Genomic DNA, 22,683 nt, shown 5'->3' with positions numbered 1-22,683 from the left:
GATTTCATTGACTGTGCGCGCGTCCCGACTGCTCCGGCCAGCTGCCAGGCTGGCGCAATGGACTTTGCGGCTTTTGCTGGCGCTGGCGCTGCTGGTGGCCTTGGCGGTAGCGGCGCTGCATTGGTGGATTGTGCCCCGTATCAATGACTTTCGCCCGCAAGTGGAATCTCGCCTGTCCAGCGCTCTGGGCGTGCCGGTGCGCATCGAGCAATTGCAGGCCGATGGCAGCAATGGCCTGGTCCCCGCCGTGGCGGCCAAGGGCGTGCAACTGCTGCAACCGGACGGCAGCGCCGGGCTGAGCTTGCCCGAAGTCAAGGTGGCGCTGTCCGTGCCCTCGCTCCTGCGCCTGCGCGCCGAGCAGATCGCGATTGTGGCGCCGCAACTGCTGGTGCAACGCGCGGCCGATGGCCAGCTGCGGGTGGCGGGCCTGGCCATCGCGGCCTCGGAACAAAGCGACTCCAGTGCGGGCGCGGATTGGCTTTTCCGCCAGCGCGAAGTGGTGCTGCAAGGCGGCTCGGTGGTCTGGGACGACCAGCTGCGTGGCCTGCCGCCCGTCACCTTTGCCGATGTGAACCTCTTGCTGCGCAACCCCGGCCTGCGCCACGAATGGCAAATCAGCGCCCGTCCGCCCGCCGAGTGGGGCGATGTGCTGGAACTGCGCGGCCGCATGCGCCAGCCGATCTGGGCGCTGCACGACGGTAATTGGAAGCACTGGAGCGGCCAGCTCTACGCCGAGGCGCGGCAGCTCAATGCAGCGGCCATGGCACCTTATCTGCCGCCAGCGGTGGGTTTGCAGCAAGGTATTGGCACGGCGCGGCTCTGGCTCGATGTAGACCGTGGCCAGTGGAAAAACGCCACCGCTGATATTGCGCTGCGCGATGTGGGCGTGCGGCGCGGCTTCCAGGGCTTTCGTGAGAAAGCCGTGGGCGACGGTGCCACCGCAACCGCGGACCGTGCGGCCGACAAACCGGCAGAGGGCGCCGACAGCATTTTGCTGCTGCGCTCGGTGCAGGGCCGCTTGGGTGGCGTGGCCGACGACCGCGGTTTCCGCTTGTTCACCGACAAGCTGGCCGTTGAATCGGCCAGCGGCCAGCACTGGCCGGGCGGCAGCGCCAAGCTCAATCATGTGTATGCCCAGGGCTCGCAGCCCAGCGAAACCGAAGCCAGCGCGCAGTCGCTCGACATCGCCTCCTTGGCCGAGCTGGCGCGCCTGCTGCCCGTGCCGGCCGATGTACGCCAATGGCTGGCCAGCAACCGGCCAGCAGGCCTGATCCGTAGCGCCTCGGCGCATTGGCGCGGCGATGCGGACGAAGTCAAAGACTGGCGCGCCAAGGCCGAAGTCAGCCAATTGGCCTTTGGTATGCCCGGCGCGCCCATCTCCAGCAAGGCCGCGCGCGATGCGCATGGCGGCCTGGTGCTGGCGGCCCACGAAGCCCACATCGGCCTGCGTGGCCTGGATGTGACGCTCGACGCCAACGCCAGCGGCGGCGAAGCCACATTGCAGTTCGCCGATGGTGCGCTCTATCTGCCCAAGGTGTTTGAAGACCCGCTGGTGCCGGTGAACGAGCTGCGCACCAGGCTGGACTGGAAAGTACAGGGCGAGAAGATCAGCATGCAGTCGGACAAGCTGGAATTTGCCAACCCGCACGCAGCCGGCCATGCCCGCTGGTCGTGGCGCACGGCCGATCCGGACAAATCCTCGGCCCACTCACGCTTTCCTGGCGTTTTGCAATTGCAAGGCGTGCTCGACCGTGCGGATGGCACCAAAGTGCACCGCTATTTGCCGCTGCACATTCCGGCCGAAGCGCGGCACTACGTGCGCGACTCCATCCTGGCCGGGCAGGCAAGCAAGGTGCGCTTCGAGCTGAACGGCGATCTGCACGACATGCCTTTCCGCCAGCCGGGTTCGGGCGTTTTCCGCATCACCGCGCCGGTGCGCGATGTGCGCTATGCCTATGTGCCGGCCTCGCATTTGCACCCGGGCGACAAGCCCTGGCCGGAGTTGAACAAGCTCTCGGGCGAGCTGCTGTTTGAAGGCGCCGGCATGCAGGTGCGGCAGGCCAAAGGCATTCTCGATGGCAACGAGCGCATTCGCGTGGAGCAGGCCACGGCCACGATCGCCGATTTTGACAAGACCCAGGTCATCGTCAACGCCCAGGCACGCGGCCCCTTGGCCGACATGCTGGCCACCGTGCAACGCACCCAGGTGGATACGCTGACGCGCGGCGCCATGGCCCAAACCGTGGCCGACGGCGATGCCCAGTTGCAGCTGCAGCTCGATTTGCCCGTGCACCACATGGAGCAATCCAAGGTGGCTGGCAAAGTGCTGCTCTCGGGCAACCGCATCCAGTTCCACAGCGATGCACCGGTGGTGCGGCAGGTGACGGGCGCGGTGCAGTTTTCCGACCACGGCTTTGCCCTGCAAGAGCTGCGTGGCCAGGCCTTTGGCGGGCTGGCCGAGTTTTCCGGCGGCATGGACGTCTCGGGCCTGCAGCCAGGCGCCGACCATGGCCCCGCTGTCGATGTGCGCGTGAGCGGCGTGGCCACGGCCGAAGGCTTGCTGCAAGCGCAAGAGCTGGGCCCGACGGTACAGCTGGCGCAATGGGCCAAAGGCCAGACGCCATACCAGTTGCGCATCAGAATGGCGCGTGGGCAGCCGCTGATCGATGTGCGCAGCGATCTGCAAGGCATGGCCGTGAACCTGCCCGAGCCGCTGAACAAAGCCGCCGAGCAAAGCTGGCCCACGCACTTTGCCAGCACGCTCAGCGATGCTTCCGGCAGCAGCACGCCACTGCGCGAGCAGATGGACCTGGATGTGGCTGGCCGCCTGCAACTGCGCTATGTGCGCGAGCTGGGGGCCGACGCGCAAACACCGAGCAAGGTGGTGAGCGGTGCCATCCGCGTGGGCCCGGGGGCCTTGGCCTTGCCGGCTAAGGGCGTGGTGGTGGAAGCGAATCTGCCCCGGCTGGACGTGCAGGAATGGCAAAAGGCCTTGCAGATTTTGCAGAGCGATGCGCCCGCTGCGGCGGCTTCGGCATCTGCTGCAGCTCCGGCACCAGCCAGCCCGGCAACGGCCCAGCCTGCAGCGCGCAGCTACGCCGAGCGCGCCAACGAGTATTTGCCCGATCACTGGGATGTGCGTGTCGATGCGCTGCAGGTGCGCGGCATTGATGTGCAAAAACTGCAATTGCGTGGTTCGCGCTCGGGCGCGCGCTGGAGCAGCCAGATCCAGTCGAGCCTGATGGACGGCCGGCTTGACTACGAGCAGGAAAGCGGCGGCCCCGGCACCATCCGCGCCCGCCTGTCGCAGCTGCGCGTGGGCCAGGAAGAGGGCGCGGCCAGCAAGGCCGGCAACAGCAACCACAGCGAAGACGCCAGCAACGAACAGCCGCGCAAACTGCCTGCGCTGGACATTGTGGTGGACGACCTGCGCTGGCACGGCCACTCCGCCGGCCGCCTGGAGCTGCAGGCCGTCAACCGCAGTGAGGGTGCGCAATCCTGGTGGCATTTGCGCCAAATGCAGCTGAGCAACGACGCAGCCAGCCTGCAAGCCAGCGGCGATTGGGGCGAGGCACGCAATGCATCGGCGGGCCCGGGCTCACTCAGCGGCCGCCGCACGCAGCTGGATATAAGGCTCGACCTCAAGGACACCGGCCAGCTCTTGCAGCAGCTGGGCATGGCCGGAGTCCTGCACCGTGGCAAAGGTATGCTGCAAGGCAAGCTGGCCTGGACCGGCAGCCCGCTGAACCCCGATTACCACAGCATGGACGGGCAGCTGCATATCGACGTGGGCCAGGGCCAGTTCCTCAAGGTCGAGCCCGGCATTGCCAAGCTTTTCGGTGTGCTGAACCTGCAAGCGCTGCCGCGCCGTTTGACGCTGGATTTCAAAGACATTTTCAGCGCCGGTTTCGGCTTTGACTTTGTGCGTGGCGATGTGCAGATCCGCGACGGCCTGGCCTCTACCACCAACCTGCAGATGAAGGGCGTCACCGCTGCCGTGCTGCTGGAAGGCAAGGCCGATCTGCGCGACGAAACCCAGAACCTGCATGTGGTGGTGATTCCTGAGCTGAACACCACCACCTTGTCGCTGGTGACTACAGCCATCAACCCGGTGATCGGTATTGGCACCTTCCTGGCGCAGGCGCTGTTCAAGGGCCAGATCACGCAGGCGGTGACGCAGGAGTTCGAGGTGACAGGCTCCTGGTCCGAGCCCGAGGTGAAAAAGCTGGCGCGCCGCGCCCAGACCGAGCGCAATGCGGTGGAGCAAGCGCACTGAGCCTGTGCTTGGGCGAGCCAGCGCTGCGCTTGCGGATAATAGGGCTCTTCGCAAGGATGCCCGATGAAAGTAGCCGCCCTCCAAATGGTGACCAGCACGCGCTGGGAGCACAACCGCCAACAAGCCCTGCAGCTGCTGCATCAGGCTGCGCAAGGCGGTGCCGAGCTGGCGCTGCTGCCCGAGTATTTTTGCCTGATGGGCCAGCAGGACACCGACAAGCTGGCGCTGGCCGAACCCTACGGCAGTGGGCCCATGCAAGCGTTTTTGGCGCAAAGCGCCCGCGAGCTGGGGCTGTGGATTGTGGGCGGCACCTTGCCGCTGCAAGGGCCGGACGCGGCGCATGTGTACAACAGCAGCCTGGTGTTCGATCCGCAAGGCCGCTGTGTGGCGCGCTACGACAAGATCCATCTGTTTTGCTACGCCAATGGGCGCGAGGCTTACGACGAGCACCGCGTCATCACGCCGGGCGGCGAGCCGGTGAGTTTTGAGCTGCCCAGCCGGGATGGCCACCGCTGGCGCATCGGGCTGAGCATTTGCTACGACCTGCGCTTCCCCGAGCTCTACCGCCGCCATGCACAAGCGGGCGCGCATTTGCTGCTGGTGCCCAGCGCCTTTACTTACACCACCGGCCAGGCGCACTGGGAGCTGCTGCTGCGTGCGCGGGCGGTAGAGAACCTGGCCTATGTCTTGGCTGCCGCGCAAGGCGGCACGCACGAGAACGGGCGCCGCACCTGGGGCCACAGCTTGGCCGCCAATCCCTGGGGTGAGGTGATGGCGCTGCAGGCCAGCGAACCCGGCGTGGTGCTGGCTGAGCTGGATTGGGCCGCGCAGCAACTGTGGCGCGAGCAGCTGCCCGCCTTGCAACACCGCACGCCCGGCCTATGATGCAGCGCTGGATTCGCTGGTCCGCGCAACGCTGGCACCAGAGCTGGCGGCGCTGGTCTTTGTGGTCGCTTTTGGTGCTGCTGGTGGCCGGCATGCTGGTCACGCAGGTGTGGCTGGCCGGGCGCTATGAAATGACCGAAGTGCAGCAGCGCCTGGACCGCGAAACCGCCGACGCGATCACCGACATCCGCACTGCTTTCAACAACAACGTCACGCGCCTGCGCGCCATGCCCCGGTACGACGAAGACGCCATGGCCTGGCAATCGTCCGCCGCCGAGCTGCTGCGCAACCACCGCGATCTGGCGCACGTCGAATGGCGCGATACCCAGCTGCAGATTGTGGCGGCCGAGGAGTCGCCGTTTCTGAGCCTGCAATGGTCGGGCGTGGACCGCACCAGCACCAATACCGAGAGCAACACCGCCTGCATACGCGCCCAGCGCTCGGGCACGGCCTCGTATGCGGGCAGCTATTTCCTGTCGCAAGGCAACGGCACGGGGCTGGAGCTGCTGGAGCTGTGTGCGCCGGTGCAGACCGGCGAGCGCCTGCATGGCTTTGTGGTGGTTACCTATATCTTGCAGAACGTGCTGTCGGATCTGGTGAACGACAGCTTCCGCCGCAACCACGAGCTCTCGTTCACCGAACCCGACGGCACGCGCCTGGCCATCATCAGCACGCCGCGCCGGGGCTCGCGGGTTTTCACGTCCAGCCAGCTGCTGGATTTGCCGGGCGCCACCCTGATGCTGCGCGTGGACAGCTGGCACTCGGCGCCCAATGTGCTGCCCAATGTGATGACGGCGCTGGTCACCGGCATGTCGATTGCGCTGGTCACCGTGCTCGTGGTGCTGGTGCGCGACAACCGGCGCCGCCTCAAGGCCGAGCGTGATCTGGGCGATGCGCTGGCCTTTCGCAAGGCGATGGAGGATTCGCTCATCACCGGCTTGCGCGCCCGCGATCTGCACGGCACCACCACCTATGTGAACCCGGCGTTTTGCGAAATGGTGGGCTTCAGCGCCGAAGAGATTCTGAACCCGGCGCGCTCCACGCCGTACTGGCCGCCCGAGCTGGCGCCCGAGTACGCACGGCGCCAGCGCATGCGCTTGTCGGGGCAGACCTCGCCCACGCGCGAAGGCTATGAATCGACCTTCATGCGCAAGGACGGCACGCGCTTTCCGGTGCTGATTTTCGAGGCGCCGCTGATCAACGCCGCCGGCCTGCACACCGGCTGGATGAGTGCGTTCGTCGACATGAGTGAGCAGCGCCGCATCGAAGAGCTCTCTCGCGCCTCGCAAGAGCGCCTGCAAGCCACGGCGCGCCTGGCCACGGTGGGCGAAATGGCTTCGTTGCTCAGCCACGAACTCAACCAGCCGCTGGCCGCCATCTCCAGCTACGCCACCGGCACGCTCAACCTGCTGCCCGACGACGCGCCGCCCGCCGAGCTGCAAGAGCACCTGCCCGATGTACGCATGGCCGTGCAACGCATGGCCTACCAGGCCGAGCGGGCGGGCAAAGTGATCAAGAGCGTGCACGATTTTGTGCGCCGCCGCGGCCAGACCCTGGAGCTGGTGGCGCCGCAGGAATTGCTCGACGCCGTCTTGCCGCTCGTGCGCCTGCAGGCGCGTAAACTGCAAGTGCAGGTGATGACTGTGGTGGTTCCTGACGTACCCGCCGTGTACTGTGACCGCACCATGGTTGAGCAGGTTTTGCTCAACCTCAGCCGCAACGGCATGCAGGCCATGGACCATGCCGATTGTGAAGAGCGGCTGCTGCGCATCGACGTGCGCATGGCCAGCCAGCAAGGCCAGCGCGCCTGGGTGGAATTTGTGGTGGCGGATGGGGGCCAGGGCATCTCTGACGCAGTAGCGCAGCAGCTGTACACGCCATTCTTCACCACCAAGGACGAAGGCATGGGCCTGGGCCTGAGCTTGTGCCGCACCGTGGTTGAGCAGCACGGCAGCCACCTGGTGCACAACAACAACAGCCCTCAGGGTACGATCTTCAGTTTTACCTTGCCAACCTGGCGCAACGATTGAGAGACAAGATGCAGCCGCTTGTGAATTCCACCGTGTACATCGTGGATGACGACGCCGAAGTGCGCGATGCCCTGGCCTGGCTGCTGCGCTCGCGCCGCCTGCTCAGCGAAGGCTTTGGCTCGGCCGAGGCCTTTGCTGCCATGCTGCAAACCCGCTCGCCACAAAAAGACCCGGCCTGTGTGCTGCTCGACGTGCGCATGCCCGGCATGAGCGGCTTGGCCTTGTTCGACCGTCTGGTGGAGATGCAGGTGATCGCCGCCATGCCGGTGATCTTTTTGACCGGCCATGCCGACGTGCCAACGGCTGTAGCCACCGTCAAGCGCGGTGCCTTCGATTTTTGCGAAAAGCCTTTTTCCGACAACGCCTTGGTCGACCGTGTGGAGCAGGCCTTGCACGCCTCGGCGGCCTACCTGGAAACCTTGCGCTCGCAGCAGCAGGTGCGTGCTCGGGTCCATGAACTGACCGAGCGTGAGCAAGCGGTGATGCGCCTGGTGATCGACGGTTTGCCCAACAAGCTGATCGCGGACGAGCTGACGATCAGCGTGCGCACGGTGGAAGTGCACCGCGCCCGCGTGTTTGACAAGATGCAGGTCAAATCGGCAGTGGAGTTGGCTAATGTGTTGAGGGAGTTGGGGTAGCGCGGGTTGCGGCGCGCTTAGCCGCCGAAGGGTTGTTTTCTAACTGGCGTTGTGCTGCTTTGCTTGCAGCGGCTGGCCGGGTCTGAATGAGCGAACTCACAACTCATTCAGCAAGTGGCGCAGTTCTCGCAGGCTGTTGGCTGTTCCCAACCCTTTCAGCCAGCGCCTGCGGACGCGGCAAACGGCGGCGGTTTGGCTGCCGCAGAGCAGCCAAACTTCGTGCTCTGACTTGCGGCAGCTGTTTGACCGGAGCGCCTTGGCGCGGAGGGAGTTTTGCCGCACGCCGCCGTTTGTTGGGGGCGCAGGTTGCCGCCATTGACCCGCTTTGCGGGGCAGTGGGGGACGCTGGATGTGGGCACGCTTCTTTGCTGACTTTCTTGCCGTGCAGCAAGAAAGTTAGTCGCCCGCCGGGGCGAGACCCCCGGCCAGCTGCAGCATGCAGAAAGCCCAACGCCAGTTATATAAACAAGCTGCGAGAGGCGGCAAGCAAGAAGCAAGCTGAGTTGTGGCCACTGTCGTCCGAGAAAGTGCAAAACAAAGAGCGCCCGAGAAGGCGCTCTTTGTCAGTCCAGCAAGGCAAGCTTATCGAGCGGCTTGCACTTCGCCGACAAAGATTTCCACGCGGCGGTTGCGGGCGCGGCCGTCGCCGGTGTCGTTGGTGGCAATCGGCTGGCGCGAACCCATGCCTTGCACCTGGATGCGCGAGCCACTCACGCCGCGGGCGGTGATGTAGTTGCGCGTGCTCTCGGCGCGGGCCAGCGACAGCGGGTCGTTGATGCCGTCGTTGCCGGTGCTGTCGGTGTGGCCGATGATCTTGACTTGCGTGTTCGGGTTGTTGCGCAGGCCTTCGGCAAAGCGGTCCAGGATCGGGGCGAAATTGCCCTGGATGTCGGAGCGGTTGGTTTGGAACGAGATGTCGCTCGGGATGTCCAGCTTGAGCTGGTTGTCAGGCGTTTGCGTCACGGTCACGCCCGTGCCCTGCGTGGCTTGCTCCATCTCCTGCTTTTGCTTTTCCATGTGCTGCGACCAGATGTAGCTGCCCAGCGCGCCAATACCGGCGCCGATCACGGCACCTGAGCCAGCGTGGCCGCCGGCCATGGCACCCACGGCAGCGCCGCCCAGGGCGCCTACGCCTGCGCCAGTGGCGGTGCGGCGCTGGGTGTCAGACATGTTGGCGCAGCCGGTCAGAACGGCCAGGCTGGCGACGGTGCAGATCAGAATTTTTTTGCTCATGCTTCAACTCCTCTAAAGGTGGCCCCTCCATGGGCCACATCAGAAGGCAAATTGTGAGCGCCGCACACGTTAATTGCCAGCGACAAAGCTTAAAAATGGTAAAAACGACGCCAATGAGCGGCCTCGTCCTACGGCTGGCAAAGCCTACTCGCGTGGTGGCTGCTCATCTTTGCGTACGATTTCCCCTTTTTTGCGACCGGCAAACATCGTCCACCAGACGATCGCCACCAGTATGACCAACGCCAATAGCGCTTCCAGCAATATCAGTCCCATGAGTCGTCGTTCCTTAACTGCGCTGTGGATGGCTGCCATTGTAGGAATACTGTCTGCCTGCTCCACCCAGGTTCCCCTGGAGCCGGCACCGGGTTCGGGCTCGCAGCCGTCGGTTTCGGGCGGTATCGAGGTGCTGCCGCCCGATGCCAATGAGCCGCTGCCGCCCGCCATTCAACAGGCCAAGAGCCGCTGGGTGCCCGTGCACTGGTCGTCTTTGCCGGGCCTGGAGCAAGACAATCTGCCCGATGCCTGGAACGCCTGGATCAAAAGCTGCGGCCGCCCGCCTGCCCCGTTTGCGCAGTTTTGCTCGGAAGTGCGGCGCATGAGCATGGCCACGCCCACGGAGCAGCGCGAGTGGATGGTTTCGCGCTTTCAGCCCTACCGCGTGGAATCGCTCGACGGCAACCCCGACGGCATGCTGACCAGCTATTTCGAGCCCATGCTCGATGGTGCGCGCCAGCCCGGCAATGGTTTCTCGATCCCGCTCTACCGCGCGCCCGCCAGCCTGGGCCAGCGCAAGCCCTGGTACAGCCGCCAGCAGATCGAAACCCTGCCGCAAGCGCAGGCCGAGCTGCAAGACCGGGTGATCGCCTGGGTGAACGACCCGGTCGACGCCATGGTGTTGCACATTCAGGGCTCGGGCCGCGTGCGCGTGCAAGAGGCTGATGGCTCTACCCGCTTGATCCGCGTGGCTTATGCGGCCACCAACGACCATCCATACAAAAGCATCGGCCGCTGGCTGCTCGACCAAGGGCTGGTGCGCGATGCCACCTGGCCTGGCATCAAGGCCTGGATCGCCGCCAACCCCGGCCGCGTGAACGAGCTGCTGTGGAGCAACCCGCGCTATGTGTTTTTCAAGGAAGAGCCGCTGTCGCCGCTGGACGCCGAGTTCGGCCCCAACGGCGCACAAGGCGTGCCGCTGACGCCGGGCCGCTCGATAGCGGTGGACCGCGCCAGCATTCCATACGGCACGCCGGTGTGGCTGTCGTCTACCGGGCCCACCGTGCGCCTGAACCGCCTGGTGATGGCGCAAGACACGGGCAGCGCCATTTTGGGCGCGGTGCGTGCCGATTACTTTGCCGGCTGGGGCCACGAGGCGGGCGATTTTGCCGGCCGCGTCAAGCAGCCGCTGCGCCTGTGGGTGCTGTGGCCGCGCGGCATGGCCAAGCGATAACGACTGATTGGATGGCTGCTGGCGTACGCCGGGCGGTTTCTAGCAACTGATTTTTGCCAAAAGCATCAGGCTGTGCTTACTGCGCAGCCTGGTGCTTTTTGTATTCGCCGATCCAAGTCTCTACACAGGTTTGCAGGCAGGCCGTGTTGTTGGCAAACATTTCCAGATGCTTTTTGCAGGCCTGCATGGCCGCTTGCGGGTGGGATTGTTGGATGGCGCTGTAGACCTCGCGGCCCACGCTGACGCAGATATTGGGGTCGCGCTTGGCTGCTGGAGTTGCTGCCATGCTGGCGGCGGCTGGCTCTGCGGCTGCGGGCTTGGCCGCGCGTGGCGGTGCTGCATGGGTGGTTTTGCCCACTTCGGCTTGCGTCTCCGTTTGCGCGCAAGCCACTTGTTGGAAAGTGACTTTGCCATCGGCCTGCTTGCATTGGTAAATGGGGCCCGCTTGCGCACCCGCCATGCTCAGGCAGGCGGCCAAAGCCAAGAGGGCGAGAGAAGCCAGGCGCGGTCCGCGGCGCAGCAAAGTCAGGGAAGCCATGGAGTTTTTCAGCGTTTATCAGCGCTTGTTAGCAGGTGTAACTGGCAATGGTAGCGCACTGCTGGACTTGACCTCGCCCAGGGAAAACGTGGTGTGCACATCTTTCACATTGGGCAGCCGAAGCAGCACATTGCGGATAAAGCCCGAGAAGCTCTCCAGATCTTTGGCCACCACCTGCAGCTCGAAGGTGCCGGCGCCGCTGATGTAGTGGCACGAGGTGACCTCGGGCAGCAGGCGGATCGACTCTTCCATGCGCAAGGTGATGTCGGCCGTGTTCTGCGCCGCATCCACGCGCACAAAGGCGAGCACACCCAGGCCGAGCTTGTGCCGGTCGAGCGTGGCGTGGTAGCCGGTGATGTAGCCCGACTCCTCCAGCGCCCGCACGCGCCGCCAGCAAGGCGCTGCCGACAGGCCTACGCGCTGGGCCAGCTCGGCATTGGTGAGACGGGCATCATTTTGCAATTCTTGCAGGATCGCCCAGTCGAATTTGTCGAGTTGATTCATATTTCGGCATTATTGAGCAAGATTCTTTCAAAAACTAGGGAAGCCCCGGCAAGAAAAAGAATACTTTATCCGCGCGCTTGACCGTACACTGCTGCGATGAATGGCGTGGTGTTTTGCCGCGCCGCCGGCCTTGGCGCCGGCATCTATAAAAAACCCCCACAGACCCGGATCGGCCACAAGCCCTGACCGGGTTGCTCCAACAGGAGACAACACGATGAATGCATCACTGCCCGAGTCCATCCGCAAGGCTCTGGAGACGGTAAGCCTCGACGACAAATACGCCCTGGACCACGGTCGGGCCTTTATGAGCGGCGTGCAAGCCCTCGTACGCCTGCCCATGCTGCAGCGCCAGCGCGATGCTTTGCAGGGCCTGAACACGGCCGGCTTCATCAGCGGCTACCGTGGCTCGCCGCTCGGCGGCTACGACCAGGCGCTCTGGGCGGCCAAGAAGTACCTCAAAGAGAACAACATCGAGTTCCAGCCTGGCGTGAACGAAGAGCTGGGCGCCACGGCCGTCTGGGGCACGCAGCAGCTCGATCTGTATCCGCAGAGCAAAAAGTTCGACGGCGTTTTTGGCATCTGGTACGGCAAGGGCCCGGGTGTAGACCGCAGCGTGGACGTGTTCAAGCACGCCAATATGGCGGGCACCTCCAAGTACGGCGGTGTGATTGCGCTGGCCGGTGATGACCACATCAGCAAATCTTCCACTGCTGCGCACCAGAGCGACCACATCTTCAAGGCCACGGGCTCGCCGGTGTTCTTCCCCTCCAGCGTGCAGGACATTCTGGACATGGGCTTGCACGCGTTCGCGCTGAGCCGCTTCTCGGGCGTGTGGTCGGGCATGAAGACGATCCAGGAGATCGTGGAATCCTCGGCCTCCATCTCGGTCGATCCGGACCGCGTCAACATCATCACGCCGGAAGACTTTGTCATGCCGCCCGGCGGCTTGCACATTCGCTGGCCCGACGCGCCGCTGGAGCAAGAGGCGCGCCTGATGGATTACAAGTGGTACGCCGCGCTGGCGTACATCCGCGCTAACAAACTCAACTACAACGTCATCGCCACGCCGCAAGACCGCTTTGGCATCATCTCCAGCGGCAAGGCCTATAACGACACGCGCCAGGCGCTGATTGATCTGGGCTTGGACGAGGCAACTTGCAACCAGCTCGGCATTCGCCTGCACAAGGTCAATGTGGTCTGGCCGCTGGAAGCATCGATCACGCGTGATTTCGCCATGGGTCTGCAAGAGATTCTGGTGGTCGAGGAAAAGCGCCAGGTCATCGAATACCAGCTCAAGGAAGAGCTGTACAACTGGCGCTCGGACGTGCGCCCGAACGTGCTGGGCAAGTTCGACGAGATCGACGGCGACAATTCCGGCGGCGAATGGTCGGTGCCCAACCCCAGCGCGCACTGGCTGCTGCGCCCGAAGGCCGATCTGACGCCGGCTATCATTGCGCAGGCCATTGCCAAGCGCCTCAAGAAGCTGGGCGTGCCCGACGATATCGTGCGCCGCATGGATGCGCGCCTGGAAGTGATTGCCGCGCGTGAGAGGGGTCTGATCGAGCTCAAGCAGGACAGCGGCGACCGCCTGCCCTGGTTCTGCAGCGGCTGTCCGCACAACACCAGCACCCGCGTGCCCGAAGGCAGCCGCGCCGTGGCCGGCATTGGCTGCCACTACATGGTCAACTGGATGCCGGACCGCAACACCAGCACCTTCACGCAGATGGGCGGCGAAGGCGTCACCTGGGTCGGCCAGGCGCCGTTCACCACCGACAAGCACATCTTCTCGAACCTGGGCGACGGCACCTACTTCCACAGCGGTTTGCTGGCCATTCGCCAAAGCATTGCCGCCGGCGTCAACATCACCTACAAGGTGCTGTACAACGACGCGGTAGCCATGACCGGCGGCCAGCGCGTGGGCGAGCGCCCCGAAGGCCATTCGGTGCTGCAGATTATGACCAGCCTCATCTCCGAAGGCGTGAAAAAGCTGGTGATCGTGACCGACGAGCCGCAAAAATACGATGGCGTGGCCTTGGGCGCCGGCGTCACCGTGCACCACCGCGACGAGCTCGACCGCATCCAGCGCGAGTTCCGCGAGATTCCGGGCACCACGGCCATCATCTACGACCAGACCTGCGCCACCGAAAAGCGCCGTCGTCGCAAACGCGGCACCATGGCTACGCCGGACAAAACCGTGGTCATCAACGAGGCAGTGTGCGAAGGCTGCGGCGATTGCTCGGTCAAGTCGAACTGCCTGTCGGTTGAGCCGGTCGAGACCGAGTTTGGCCGCAAGCGCAAGATCAACCAGAGCACCTGCAACAAGGATTTTTCTTGCGTCAACGGCTTCTGCCCGAGCTTTGTCACCGTCGAAGGCGGCAAGCTGAAAAAGGCCAAGAAAGAGCAAAAGGGCGACCTGAGCAAGCTGCCCGCTCTGCCTGAACCGCTGCTGCCCAATGCCAGCCAGGCCTGGGGCATCGTGGTGGCCGGCGTAGGCGGTACGGGCGTGATCACCATCGGCTCGCTGCTGGGCATGGCTGCGCACCTGGAAGGCAAGGGCGTGGTCACGCAAGATGCGGCCGGCCTGGCGCAAAAGGGCGGCTCCACCTGGAGCCACATCCAGATCGCCAACTCGCCCGACGCCATCTACACCACCAAGGTCGATACCGCCAAGGCAGACTTGATCATTGGTTGCGACCCGATCGTGGCCGCCACCAAGACCACCTTGGCTGCCATGCAGCAAGGCCGCACCTTTGTGGCGCTGAACACGCACAACACGCCAACAGCTGCTTTCGTGCACAACCCCAATTGGCAGTTCCCTGAGGCCAGCTGTGAAGCCGCCATTCTGGCCGCCGTGGGCCAAGAGGGCGTGGGCATGTTCGATGCCGAGCACATCGCCACCCAGGCGCTGGGCGACAGCATCTACACCAACCCGCTGATCCTGGGCTACGCTTGGCAAAAGGGCCGCGTACCGCTGTCGCTGGCCGCGCTGATGCGCGCCATGGAGCTGAACGGCGTACAGGTGGACAACAACAAGGCCGCCTTCGAGTGGGGCCGCCAGTGCGCTGCCAACCTGCAGCAAGTGCAAAGCATGTTTGCCGCGCAGCAAGTCATCCAGCTGGTGAAAAAACCTTCGCTCGAAGAGCTGGTGGCCAAGCGCGTCGCTTTCCTGACCGATTACCAAGATGCTGCTTACGCCGCGGACTACCAGACTTTCGTGAACAAGGTGCACGCCGCCGAAGCGCAGCTGGGCATCAGCACGCGCCTGTCGCAAGCGGTGGCGCGCTACCTGTTCAAGCTGATGGCGTACAAGGACGAGTACGAAGTGGCGCGCTTGCACACCAGCCAGGAGTTCACGGACAAGATTGCCAACATGTTTGAAGGTGATTACAAGATCGTGCACCACCTGGCCCCGCCGCTGACCGCCGCCAAAAACGACAAGGGCGAGCTGGTGAAAAAGGCTTACGGCCCCTGGATGCGCAAGGCCTTTGGCCTGATGGCCAGCCTGAAGGGTCTGCGCGGCGGCGCGCTGGACATCTTTGGCCGCACCGAAGAGCGCAAGATGGAACGCGCCCTGATCCAGGAATACCGTGCCTGCATCGAAGAGCTGCTGCGCGGCCTGAACGCGGGCAACCTGGCACTGGCGGTAGAAATTGCCAGCATCCCCGAAGACATCCGCGGCTACGGCCATGTGAAGGAGCGCCATCTGGTGACGGCCCGTGCCAAGTGGCAAGAGCTGCTGCAGCGCTGGCGCAACCCGCAGGCGGTGGCGGAGGTGGCGGCCTCGGCGGCCGTGCGCCAACCTGCCAAGGTTTGATCGCGCGCCGCGAACCAGGCATTATTCCCTTGCAAGCCGCTCTTCGGAGCGGCTTTTTTTCGCCTGCGATATCGTCTGCTGCGACCCTGACATTTTTGTAACACGCAGGCTGCTGGCGGGCCGGACGGATGCTGGCCCAAAACAAAGCCGAGGAAAGCAATGGTGCAATCTGCCGGTGCTTTGGCATGAAAGCTGCTTAATTCCATGAAAACAACCAGAAAAACCAGCGAACCCGCAGGTATTGCCTGGTCGTTGGCAAAAGGGCACGCATACAATGCTTGTCTTTGGGCCTTGGTTTTCATCATGGCAGGGCCTGCACCTACGTTTGGAGCCTTCTTTGTTTATCTCTTCTGCTTTTGCCCAGACCGCACCCGCCGCTGCCGCATCGGGTGGCATGACCTCGACGCTGACCAGCATGCTGCCTTTGGTGCTGATGTTTGTGGTGCTGTATTTCCTGATGATTCGCCCTCAGATGAAGCGCCAGAAAGAGCACCGTGCGATGATCGACGCGATCACCAAGGGCGACGAAGTGGCCACCTCGGGTGGTCTGGTGGGCCGAGTGGTCAGCCTGGACGAGCAATTCATGCAAGTGGAACTGGCCCAAGGCGTGGTGGTTCAGCTGCAGCGTGGTGCTGTGGTGCAAGTGCTGCCCAAGGGCACGCTCAAGTAAATCGCTGTCTCGACAGCCTCTGGCGCAGCAAGTGCTGCGCCTTGTATTTTGCGTAAGGTAAGAGCGCGATCATGAACCGTTATCCGGTCTGGAAGTATGCGATTATTGTGGTCGCGCTTCTGGTGGGGATCATCTACACCCTGCCGAACTTTTTTGGAGAAGCGCCTGCTGTGCAGGTGGCTTCGGTCAAGGCCACCGTGGCCGTGGACAGCGCTTTGGAAAAGCGTGTCGAGAGCTTGTTGGCGCAGGCCGATGTCAAGCCCTTGGCCATCACCTTGGAAGGCGGCTCGATCCGGGCGCGCTTTGACAAGGAAGACGAGCAGCTCAAAGCCAAGGGCGTGCTGGAAAAAGCACTGATCCCGGATCCGGCCGATCCCTCGTACGTGGTGGCGCTGAACCTGATCTCGCGCTCGCCCGCCTGGCTCACGGCCTTGCATGCCAAGCCCATGTACCTGGGCCTGGACTTGCGCGGCGGCGTGCACTTCACCTTGCAGGTGGACATGCAGGCAGCCATCACCAAGCGCATTGAAACGCTGACCAGCGATGTACGCCTGGCTCTGCGCGACAAGAAAATCCGCCATGGCGGTGTGAACCGCGACGGCCAGTCGCTGGAAGTGCGCCTGCAGGACGAAGCCACCGCCACCACGGTACGCAACCTGATCGCCGACACCATGCCTGATCTGCAGGCCAGCGTGAACGAGGCTGGCGGCGCCTTTGTGGTGCGCGCCAACATCAAGCCCGAGTCGCTGCGCTCGGTGCAGGACCAGGCGCTCAAGCAGAACATCACCACCTTGCACAACCGGATCAACGAACTTGGCGTGGCTGAGCCCGTGATCCAGCAGCAAGGCGCTGACCGCATCGTGGTGCAGCTGCCTGGCGTGCAGGACCCGGCCCAGGCCAAGGATATTCTGGGTCGTACCGCCACGCTGGAAGTTCGCATGGTCGACGAAAGCTCCGAAGCGCGCTCTGCCGAAATGGGCTCGGGCCCAGTGCCCTTTGGCTCGGAAAAATACAACGACCCGAACGGCCAGCCGATCGTGGTGAAAAAGCAGGTCATCCTGACCGGCGAGAACCTGAACGACGCCCAGCCCGGCTTTGACAGCCAGACGCACGAAGCGACCGTGAACCTGACCTTGGATGGCAAGGGCGCGACCATCTTCAAGGATGTGACCAAAGAAAACATCGGCAAGCGCATGGCCATCCTGCTGTTTGAAAAAGGCAAGGGCCAAGTGGTGACCGCACCGGTGATTCGCTCCGAAATCGGCGGTGGCCGCGTGCAGATCTCGGGCCGCATGACGACCAAGGAAGCCAGCGACACCTCGCTGCTGCTGCGCGCCGGCTCGCTGGCCGCGCCGATGGAAATCATCGAGGAATACACCATCGGCCCGAGCATGGGCAAGGAAAACGTGGAAGCCGGTATCAAGAGTGTGGTGGGCGGTTTTGTCGCCATCGCCATCTTCATGTGTCTGTACTACATGGTGTTCGGCGTGATCTCGACGATTGCACTGGTGGTGAACCTGCTGCTGCTGATGGCTGTGCTGTCCATGCTGCAAGCCACGCTCACCTTGCCGGGCATTGCCGCCATGGCGCTGGCCATTGGTGTGGCCATTGACTCGAACGTGCTGATCAATGAACGGGTGCGAGAGGAGTTGCGCGCAGGCGCTGCGCCGCAGTCGGCCATTCATGCCGGCTACGAACACGCCTGGCACACCATTTTGGACTCCAACGTCACGACGCTGATCGTCGGCCTGGCTTTGCTGGCCTTTGGCTCCGGCCCGGTGCGTGGCTTTGCCGTGGTGCACTGCATCGGTATTTTGACCAGCATGTTCTCGGCCGTGTTCTTCTCGCGTGGCCTGGTGAACCTGTGGTATGGCTCGCGCAAGAAGCTCAAGAGCGTGTCCATTGGCCAAGTCTGGAAACCCGAGGGGGATGACCACCGCTCGGTGGCGTCCGTCAAACGTTAAGGAGGAAGAAGCAAATGGAATTCTTCCGCATCAAAAAAGATATCCCGTTCATGAAATACGCGTTGGTGCTCAACGCGATTTCGGTCATCACCTTCATCCTGGCGGTCTTCTTTCTGACCACCCGCGGCCTGCACCTGTCGGTGGAGTTCACCGGCGGTACGGTGATGCAGGTGGCTTACGAGCAGCCGGCAGACGTTGGCAAGATCCGGGACCAGGTATCAGCGCTGGGCTACCAGGACATTCTGGTGCAAAACATTGGCAGCGCCGACCGGGTGATGATTCGCCTGCCGATCGAGAAAGGCGTGACTTCGACGCAACAAGGCGAAAAAGTCATGGCGGCTCTCAAAGCCGCCGATCCGGGCGTGAGCCTGTTGCGCAGCGAGTTCGTCGGGCCTTCGGTGGGCGAAGAGCTGGTGCACGGCGGCCTGATGGCGCTGGGCATGGTGGTGCTGGGCATCGTGATCTACCTGGCCATGCGCTTCGAGTGGAAGTTCGGCGTGGCTGCGGCCATCGCCAACATGCACGACGTGGTGATCATTCTGGGCTTTTTTGCCTTCTTCCAGTGGGAGTTCTCGCTCTCGGTGCTGGCGGGGGTGTTGGCCGTGCTGGGCTACTCGGTCAACGAATCGGTGGTGATTTTTGACCGGATTCGTGAAGCCTTCCGCAAGTTCCGCAAGCTCAACACGCACGAGGTGATCGACCACGCCATCACCTCGACCATGAGCCGAACCATCATCACCCACGCCTCGACCGAGGCCATGGTGCTGTCTATGTTCTTTTTTGGCGGCCCGAGCCTGCACTACTTTGCTTTGGCGCTGACTATCGGTATCCTTTTCGGTATCTACTCGTCAGTTTTCGTGGCGGCAGCGATTGCCATGTGGTTGGGCGTGAAGCGAGAGGACCTGGTCAAGTCGACCAAGAAAGAGATCGACCCCAACGACCCCAACGCTGGAGCCACGGTATAAACAGGCGATAACAAGCTTCTCAATACAACAACTCACCTAACGAGAACCCTGTGGCCGTTGCACCTTCGAACCAGCGCATCTGGCAGAAAAAACTGGCGCGTCAAGCGCGCCTGCGCTTTGTCGGCAGCCTGTGTGCCGGCTTGCCCGATGTGGTGGTGCAACTGCAAGTACAGGTGGGCCAGATGCTGGCCAAGCCCGAGGATGACTCGGTCCACCTGCATCTGGCGCTCACGGCGGCCGCCAAGGATTTTGAGAACCGCCAAGCATGGCTCGACGCCGCCAACCGGCGTTTGCGCCAAAGCCTGCTGACCGGCGACGAGGCCGCTGCCCGTGCCACGGTGCCAGTGACCAGTTTCGAGCTGGTGACCGACGAGGCCATGGAAGGCAAGATCATCGCCTCGCGCCTGACGGCGCAAATGATGGAAATGCTGGGCAGCAGTTTTGACAGTGTGCGCCGCGTCACCCAGTTTCTGGAAGGCCAGGATTTGCTGGCCACCGACGTGCTGCGACCTGAGACCTGGTGCCTGCGCCTGATCGAAGCCTGGGAAGACGCCAAGTGGGAGCGCGGTACGCTGGTTCTGGTGCGCGACTGCCTGCTCGAACAGCTGGGCCAACTGGGAAGCAAGGCCTATGAGGGCATTGAGCGTTTTTACGAAGAAAACAACGCAGCCACCGAAGAAGACCTGCGCAGCAACCGCATCAAGCGCAGCGAAGGGGATGCCAGCCCCGCTTCCCACACTTCACATTCCTCTGGTGGCACCGCAGCCGGTGCCATGGGGGCATCTGCAGGCTCGGGCGCTGCTGGGCTGCAAGCTGCTCCTGTTGGCAACCTCGGTGCAGGCTGGGGAGCCATGGGCGCAGCCAAGCAAAAGGCCAGTGGTGTGCTGGCGCAATTGCGGGGGTTCTTAGGCGGTATCGCTGGCCACGTAGTGGGCGGTGGTGCTGCTGGCGGTGAAGGTGCTGCAGGCGGCGCAGGCTTTGCCGGCGGTGCGATGGGTGCGGTAGGCGCAATTGGCGGTGGTTTTGTCGGCGCTGGTGGTGTTGCAGCTGCGGGCCCGGCAGGAGCCGCTGGTGGTGCAGGCGCTCCGGTGGTTGCAGGGCAGATTTCACCCGCCTTGCAGCAGGCCTTGGTGGGCCAGCCCACGGTGATCCAATCGGCCTGGTTCCATACTGCGGCAGCCGAATACGGCAATGATCCGGGCCGGATCGTGGCGCCGGTGGCGCTGGCGGTGCGCCAGCAGTCGTCGGCGCTCAAGCAGGTTGCGACGTCCGACGAAGAAAAGGCGATCATCGAGATCATCGCCTTGATGTTCCAAAGCATCCTCAACGAAGACCGCATCCCGGCCGGTATCCGCATCTGGTTTGCCCGCTTGCAAGTGCCGGTGTTGCGTGTGGCCTTGGCCGAGCCGGCTTTCTTCAACGATACCGAGCACCCGGCGCGCCAGCTGATCGACCGCATGGGCGCTTGTGTGCTGGGCTTTGAAGCGGCGGCGCTCAGTGGCACCGCGCTGGAGGCCGAGGTCAAGCGCGTGGTGCAGGTGATTGAGCAGTACCCGGAAACCGGCAGCCGAGTGTTCCAGCTGGTGCTCAAGGAGTTCCAGAAATTCCTCGAGAAAAACTTGACCGAACAAGCGCCCAAGGCGCAAGAGCTGGTGAGCCTGGCGCAGCAGGTGGAGCAAAAGGAAACGCTGGCCATCCAGTACACCATCCAGCTGCGCGACATGCTGCTGGACATGCCGGTGGATTCGGACATACGCGAGTTTCTGTTCAAACAGTGGTCCGATGTGCTGGCCATGTCGGCCATCCGCTTTGGTGCCGAGCACGAGAACACGCAAAAATTCAAAAAGGCCGCGCTGGACCTGGTGTGGTCGGCCTCGGCCAAGCCCAGCAAGGAAGAGCGCGCCAAGGTCATCCGCCAGCTGCCACTGCTGCAGACGGTGCTGCGCCAGGGCCTGACCTTGTCGAACGTGGTTGGTGAGCGCCAAGACGAAATGGTCAAGGAGCTGATGGACATTGTGGCCGGTGCTTTCCTGGCCAAGACCAACGAGATCCCGCCCGAGCGCATCCAGGCCATGGCCGAGCGTCTGGCGCACCTCGAAGATGCGCTCGACGAAGTGGTGTCGCCCGAGTACCCGCTGAGCGCCGAGAACATCGAGCTGATGCTGGGCATCGACACCAGCGCAGTCAACGTCATCGCTGACAACGATGTTGAGGTGAAACCCGAGGTGCTGGAATGGGCCAAGAACCTGGCTATCGGCAACTGGTTCTTGCTCGACCACAACGGCAACCCGCTGCAGGTGCAGTACGTCTGGCACAGCCAGCACAAGCAGCTGCATCTGTTTGCGGCGCTCAGCGGCCAGTATTTCTTGTTCCAGCTGCGTCGCATGGGCAACTACCTGCAGGTAGGCTTGCTGGCGCCGCGCGATGTGGAAGGCATTACTGCCCGGGCAGCGTGCGATGCGCTGGCCAAGATCGAGGCCAATCCCGAGCGTTTGCTGCAATAAATCCGTTAGAGCGTAAGCACGCTCTTAGGTCGGCTCAGCCGCTGACCAGGCGTTGGTACAGGCCGCCGGGCAAGCGGGCCACCTGGCCTTGCAGTTCTTGTTCCAGCAGCTGAATCTGCAGGCTGGCAATACTCCAGCCGGTGCGGGCAGACAGCGTATCCAGATCCACCGGGTCAAAACCCAGGGCTTGCAGCAAGGCGTCTGCTTCGGTTGCGGCTTCAGCGGGCAGCTCAAGCTGCTCGGCCAATGCGTCAGCGGCCACAGCGGCTTTGCCGCCAACGGTCAGGCGCGGCAACTCTTCCAGAATATCTTCCACCGATTCCACCAGCTTCGCGCCTTGGCGCAGCAGCGCATGGCAGCCCTTGCTTTGCGGCGAGTGGATGGAGCCGGGAATGGCAAACACCTCGCGCCCTTGTTCGCTGGCCATGCGTGCGGTGACCAGCGAGCCCGATTCAGGCGCGGCCTCCACCACCAGCGTGCCCAGCGTCAGCCCCGAGAGCAGGCGGTTGCGTTTGGGAAAGTTCTGCGCCAGCGGCGGTGTGCCCAGGTGGTATTCGCTCACGATCCAGCCTTGCTCGGCGATCTGCCGCGCCAGCGCGTGGTGCTGTTTGGGGTAGACGCGGTCAATGCCGGTGCCCACCACGGCCAGCGTGGCCGGGAAACGGCCCGGCTCGCCAGCGGCCAGAGCGCCCTGGTGCGCGGCTGCATCAATGCCCAGGGCCAGGCCGGAAACCACGCAAATGCCTTGCGCGACCAGTGCTTTGGCAAAACTGTGGGCGTTGCTGGCGCCTTGGGCCGTGGGGTTGCGGCTGCCCACGACGGCCAAGGCTTTGCCGGGCCAGGCACGCAGGCGGCCAAGCTCGTCAAACCAGCGCTCGTGGCCGGTGATGTACAGCAGCACGGGCGGATCGGCGGTCTCCAGCAAGGAGGGCGGGTAATCGCTGTCGCCCAGCGTAATGATGTGGCGCCGCAAAGGCGGCGTGGCGCCTTGCAGCCATTGCCAGGTGCTGGCTTGCAGCGCCAGCAGCTCTTCGCTGGGCTGGAGCAAGGCCTTGGCCTGGGCACTGTTGATGCAGGTTTGCAGCGCCTCGCTGGACTGCGCCAGAATCTGCGCCGGCAAACCAAAACTGGCCAGCAGGCGGCGAATCGAGGTGTTGCCCAGCTTGGGCGTGGCTGTGAGCTGGATCCAGTTGCGCAGTTCTTGTTCGGTCATCA

15 protein-coding genes are annotated in these 22,683 nt (G+C 63.5%); 10 read left to right on the top strand and 5 right to left on the bottom strand.

What is annotated here, in order from left to right; all coding sequences use genetic code 11:
* Positions 1–13 precede the first annotated feature (13 nt).
* The 4 genes from ACFIQF_RS15790 (at position 14) to ACFIQF_RS15775 (ending at position 7,829) form a co-directional block, all read left to right on the top strand.
* Complete coding sequence (locus tag ACFIQF_RS15790; RefSeq protein WP_393944302.1) at positions 14–4,276, top strand: YhdP family protein; 4,263 nt, start codon at positions 14–16, stop codon at positions 4,274–4,276.
* A gap of 63 nt (positions 4,277–4,339) precedes the next feature.
* Positions 4,340–5,161, top strand: a complete 822-nt coding sequence (locus ACFIQF_RS15785) for a carbon-nitrogen hydrolase family protein (protein WP_393944300.1) — start codon at positions 4,340–4,342, stop codon at positions 5,159–5,161.
* Complete coding sequence (locus tag ACFIQF_RS15780; protein WP_393944298.1) at positions 5,158–7,191, top strand: two-component system sensor histidine kinase NtrB; 2,034 nt, start codon at positions 5,158–5,160, stop codon at positions 7,189–7,191. The genes ACFIQF_RS15785 and ACFIQF_RS15780 overlap by 4 nt, the downstream gene beginning before the upstream one ends.
* A gap of 8 nt (positions 7,192–7,199) precedes the next feature.
* Positions 7,200–7,829, top strand: coding sequence for a response regulator transcription factor (locus ACFIQF_RS15775; RefSeq protein WP_393944296.1), 630 nt, complete (start codon positions 7,200–7,202; stop codon positions 7,827–7,829).
* 582 nt (positions 7,830–8,411) lie between these two features.
* On the opposite strand, the gene ACFIQF_RS15770 is transcribed toward ACFIQF_RS15775, so the two are convergent.
* Together ACFIQF_RS15770 and ACFIQF_RS15765 are read right to left on the bottom strand one after the other, a co-directional pair.
* Positions 8,412–9,062, bottom strand: coding sequence for a YiaD family glycine zipper/OmpA-like lipoprotein (locus ACFIQF_RS15770; RefSeq protein ID WP_393944295.1), 651 nt, complete (start codon positions 9,060–9,062; stop codon positions 8,412–8,414).
* A gap of 144 nt (positions 9,063–9,206) precedes the next feature.
* Positions 9,207–9,335: a hypothetical protein gene (locus tag ACFIQF_RS15765; protein WP_393944293.1), complete on the bottom strand. Its 129-nt coding sequence runs from the start codon at positions 9,333–9,335 to the stop codon at positions 9,207–9,209.
* On the opposite strand from ACFIQF_RS15765, the gene mltA reads away from it, so the two are divergent.
* Entirely contained in the window at positions 9,334–10,509 is a 1,176-nt protein-coding gene (mltA, locus tag ACFIQF_RS15760; RefSeq protein WP_393944291.1) for a murein transglycosylase A, read from the top strand. The genes ACFIQF_RS15765 and mltA overlap by 2 nt on opposite strands.
* A 76-nt stretch (positions 10,510–10,585) precedes the next feature.
* Here the strand turns inward: mltA and ACFIQF_RS15755 are convergent, their stop codons facing one another.
* Positions 10,586–11,047 carry a DUF4124 domain-containing protein gene (locus ACFIQF_RS15755; protein WP_393944289.1) on the bottom strand — a complete coding sequence of 154 codons (462 nt, stop codon included), beginning with the start codon at positions 11,045–11,047 and terminating at the stop codon, positions 10,586–10,588.
* Positions 11,048–11,065: 18 nt separating this feature from the next.
* Positions 11,066–11,551 carry an Lrp/AsnC family transcriptional regulator gene (locus ACFIQF_RS15750; RefSeq protein WP_393944287.1) on the bottom strand — a complete coding sequence of 162 codons (486 nt, stop codon included), beginning with the start codon at positions 11,549–11,551 and terminating at the stop codon, positions 11,066–11,068.
* A 214-nt stretch (positions 11,552–11,765) separates the two neighbouring features.
* Here ACFIQF_RS15750 and ACFIQF_RS15745 point away from each other — a divergent pair, with 214 nt between their 5' ends.
* The 5 genes from ACFIQF_RS15745 (at position 11,766) to ACFIQF_RS15725 (ending at position 21,468) form a co-directional block, all read left to right on the top strand.
* On the top strand, positions 11,766–15,365 hold the full coding sequence (locus ACFIQF_RS15745; RefSeq protein ID WP_393944285.1) for an indolepyruvate ferredoxin oxidoreductase family protein: 3,600 nt from the start codon (positions 11,766–11,768) through the stop codon (positions 15,363–15,365).
* Positions 15,366–15,702: 337 nt separating this feature from the next.
* Positions 15,703–16,035 carry a preprotein translocase subunit YajC gene (yajC, locus tag ACFIQF_RS15740; RefSeq protein ID WP_393944284.1) on the top strand — a complete coding sequence of 111 codons (333 nt, stop codon included), beginning with the start codon at positions 15,703–15,705 and terminating at the stop codon, positions 16,033–16,035.
* Between the two features lie 71 nt (positions 16,036–16,106).
* A complete protein-coding gene (gene secD / locus ACFIQF_RS15735) occupies positions 16,107–17,999 on the top strand; it encodes a protein translocase subunit SecD (protein WP_393944282.1) in 1,893 nt (630 codons plus the stop codon).
* A gap of 14 nt (positions 18,000–18,013) precedes the next feature.
* A complete protein-coding gene (gene secF / locus ACFIQF_RS15730; RefSeq protein WP_393944281.1) occupies positions 18,014–18,964 on the top strand; it encodes a protein translocase subunit SecF in 951 nt (316 codons plus the stop codon).
* A gap of 50 nt (positions 18,965–19,014) precedes the next feature.
* Positions 19,015–21,468: a DUF1631 family protein gene (locus ACFIQF_RS15725; protein ID WP_393944280.1), complete on the top strand. Its 2,454-nt coding sequence runs from the start codon at positions 19,015–19,017 to the stop codon at positions 21,466–21,468.
* A 34-nt stretch (positions 21,469–21,502) separates the two neighbouring features.
* Here ACFIQF_RS15725 and dprA read toward each other — a convergent pair whose 3' ends face one another.
* Positions 21,503–22,681, bottom strand: coding sequence for a DNA-processing protein DprA (gene dprA, locus ACFIQF_RS15720; RefSeq protein WP_393944278.1), 1,179 nt, complete (start codon positions 22,679–22,681; stop codon positions 21,503–21,505).
* Positions 22,682–22,683 lie beyond the last annotated feature (2 nt).

This window comes from Comamonas trifloxystrobinivorans (genome assembly GCF_043359985.1).
GTDB classification, from domain to species: Bacteria; Pseudomonadota; Gammaproteobacteria; order Burkholderiales; family Burkholderiaceae_C; genus Comamonas; species Comamonas trifloxystrobinivorans.
This window is presented reverse-complemented; position numbering and strand designations above follow the sequence as displayed.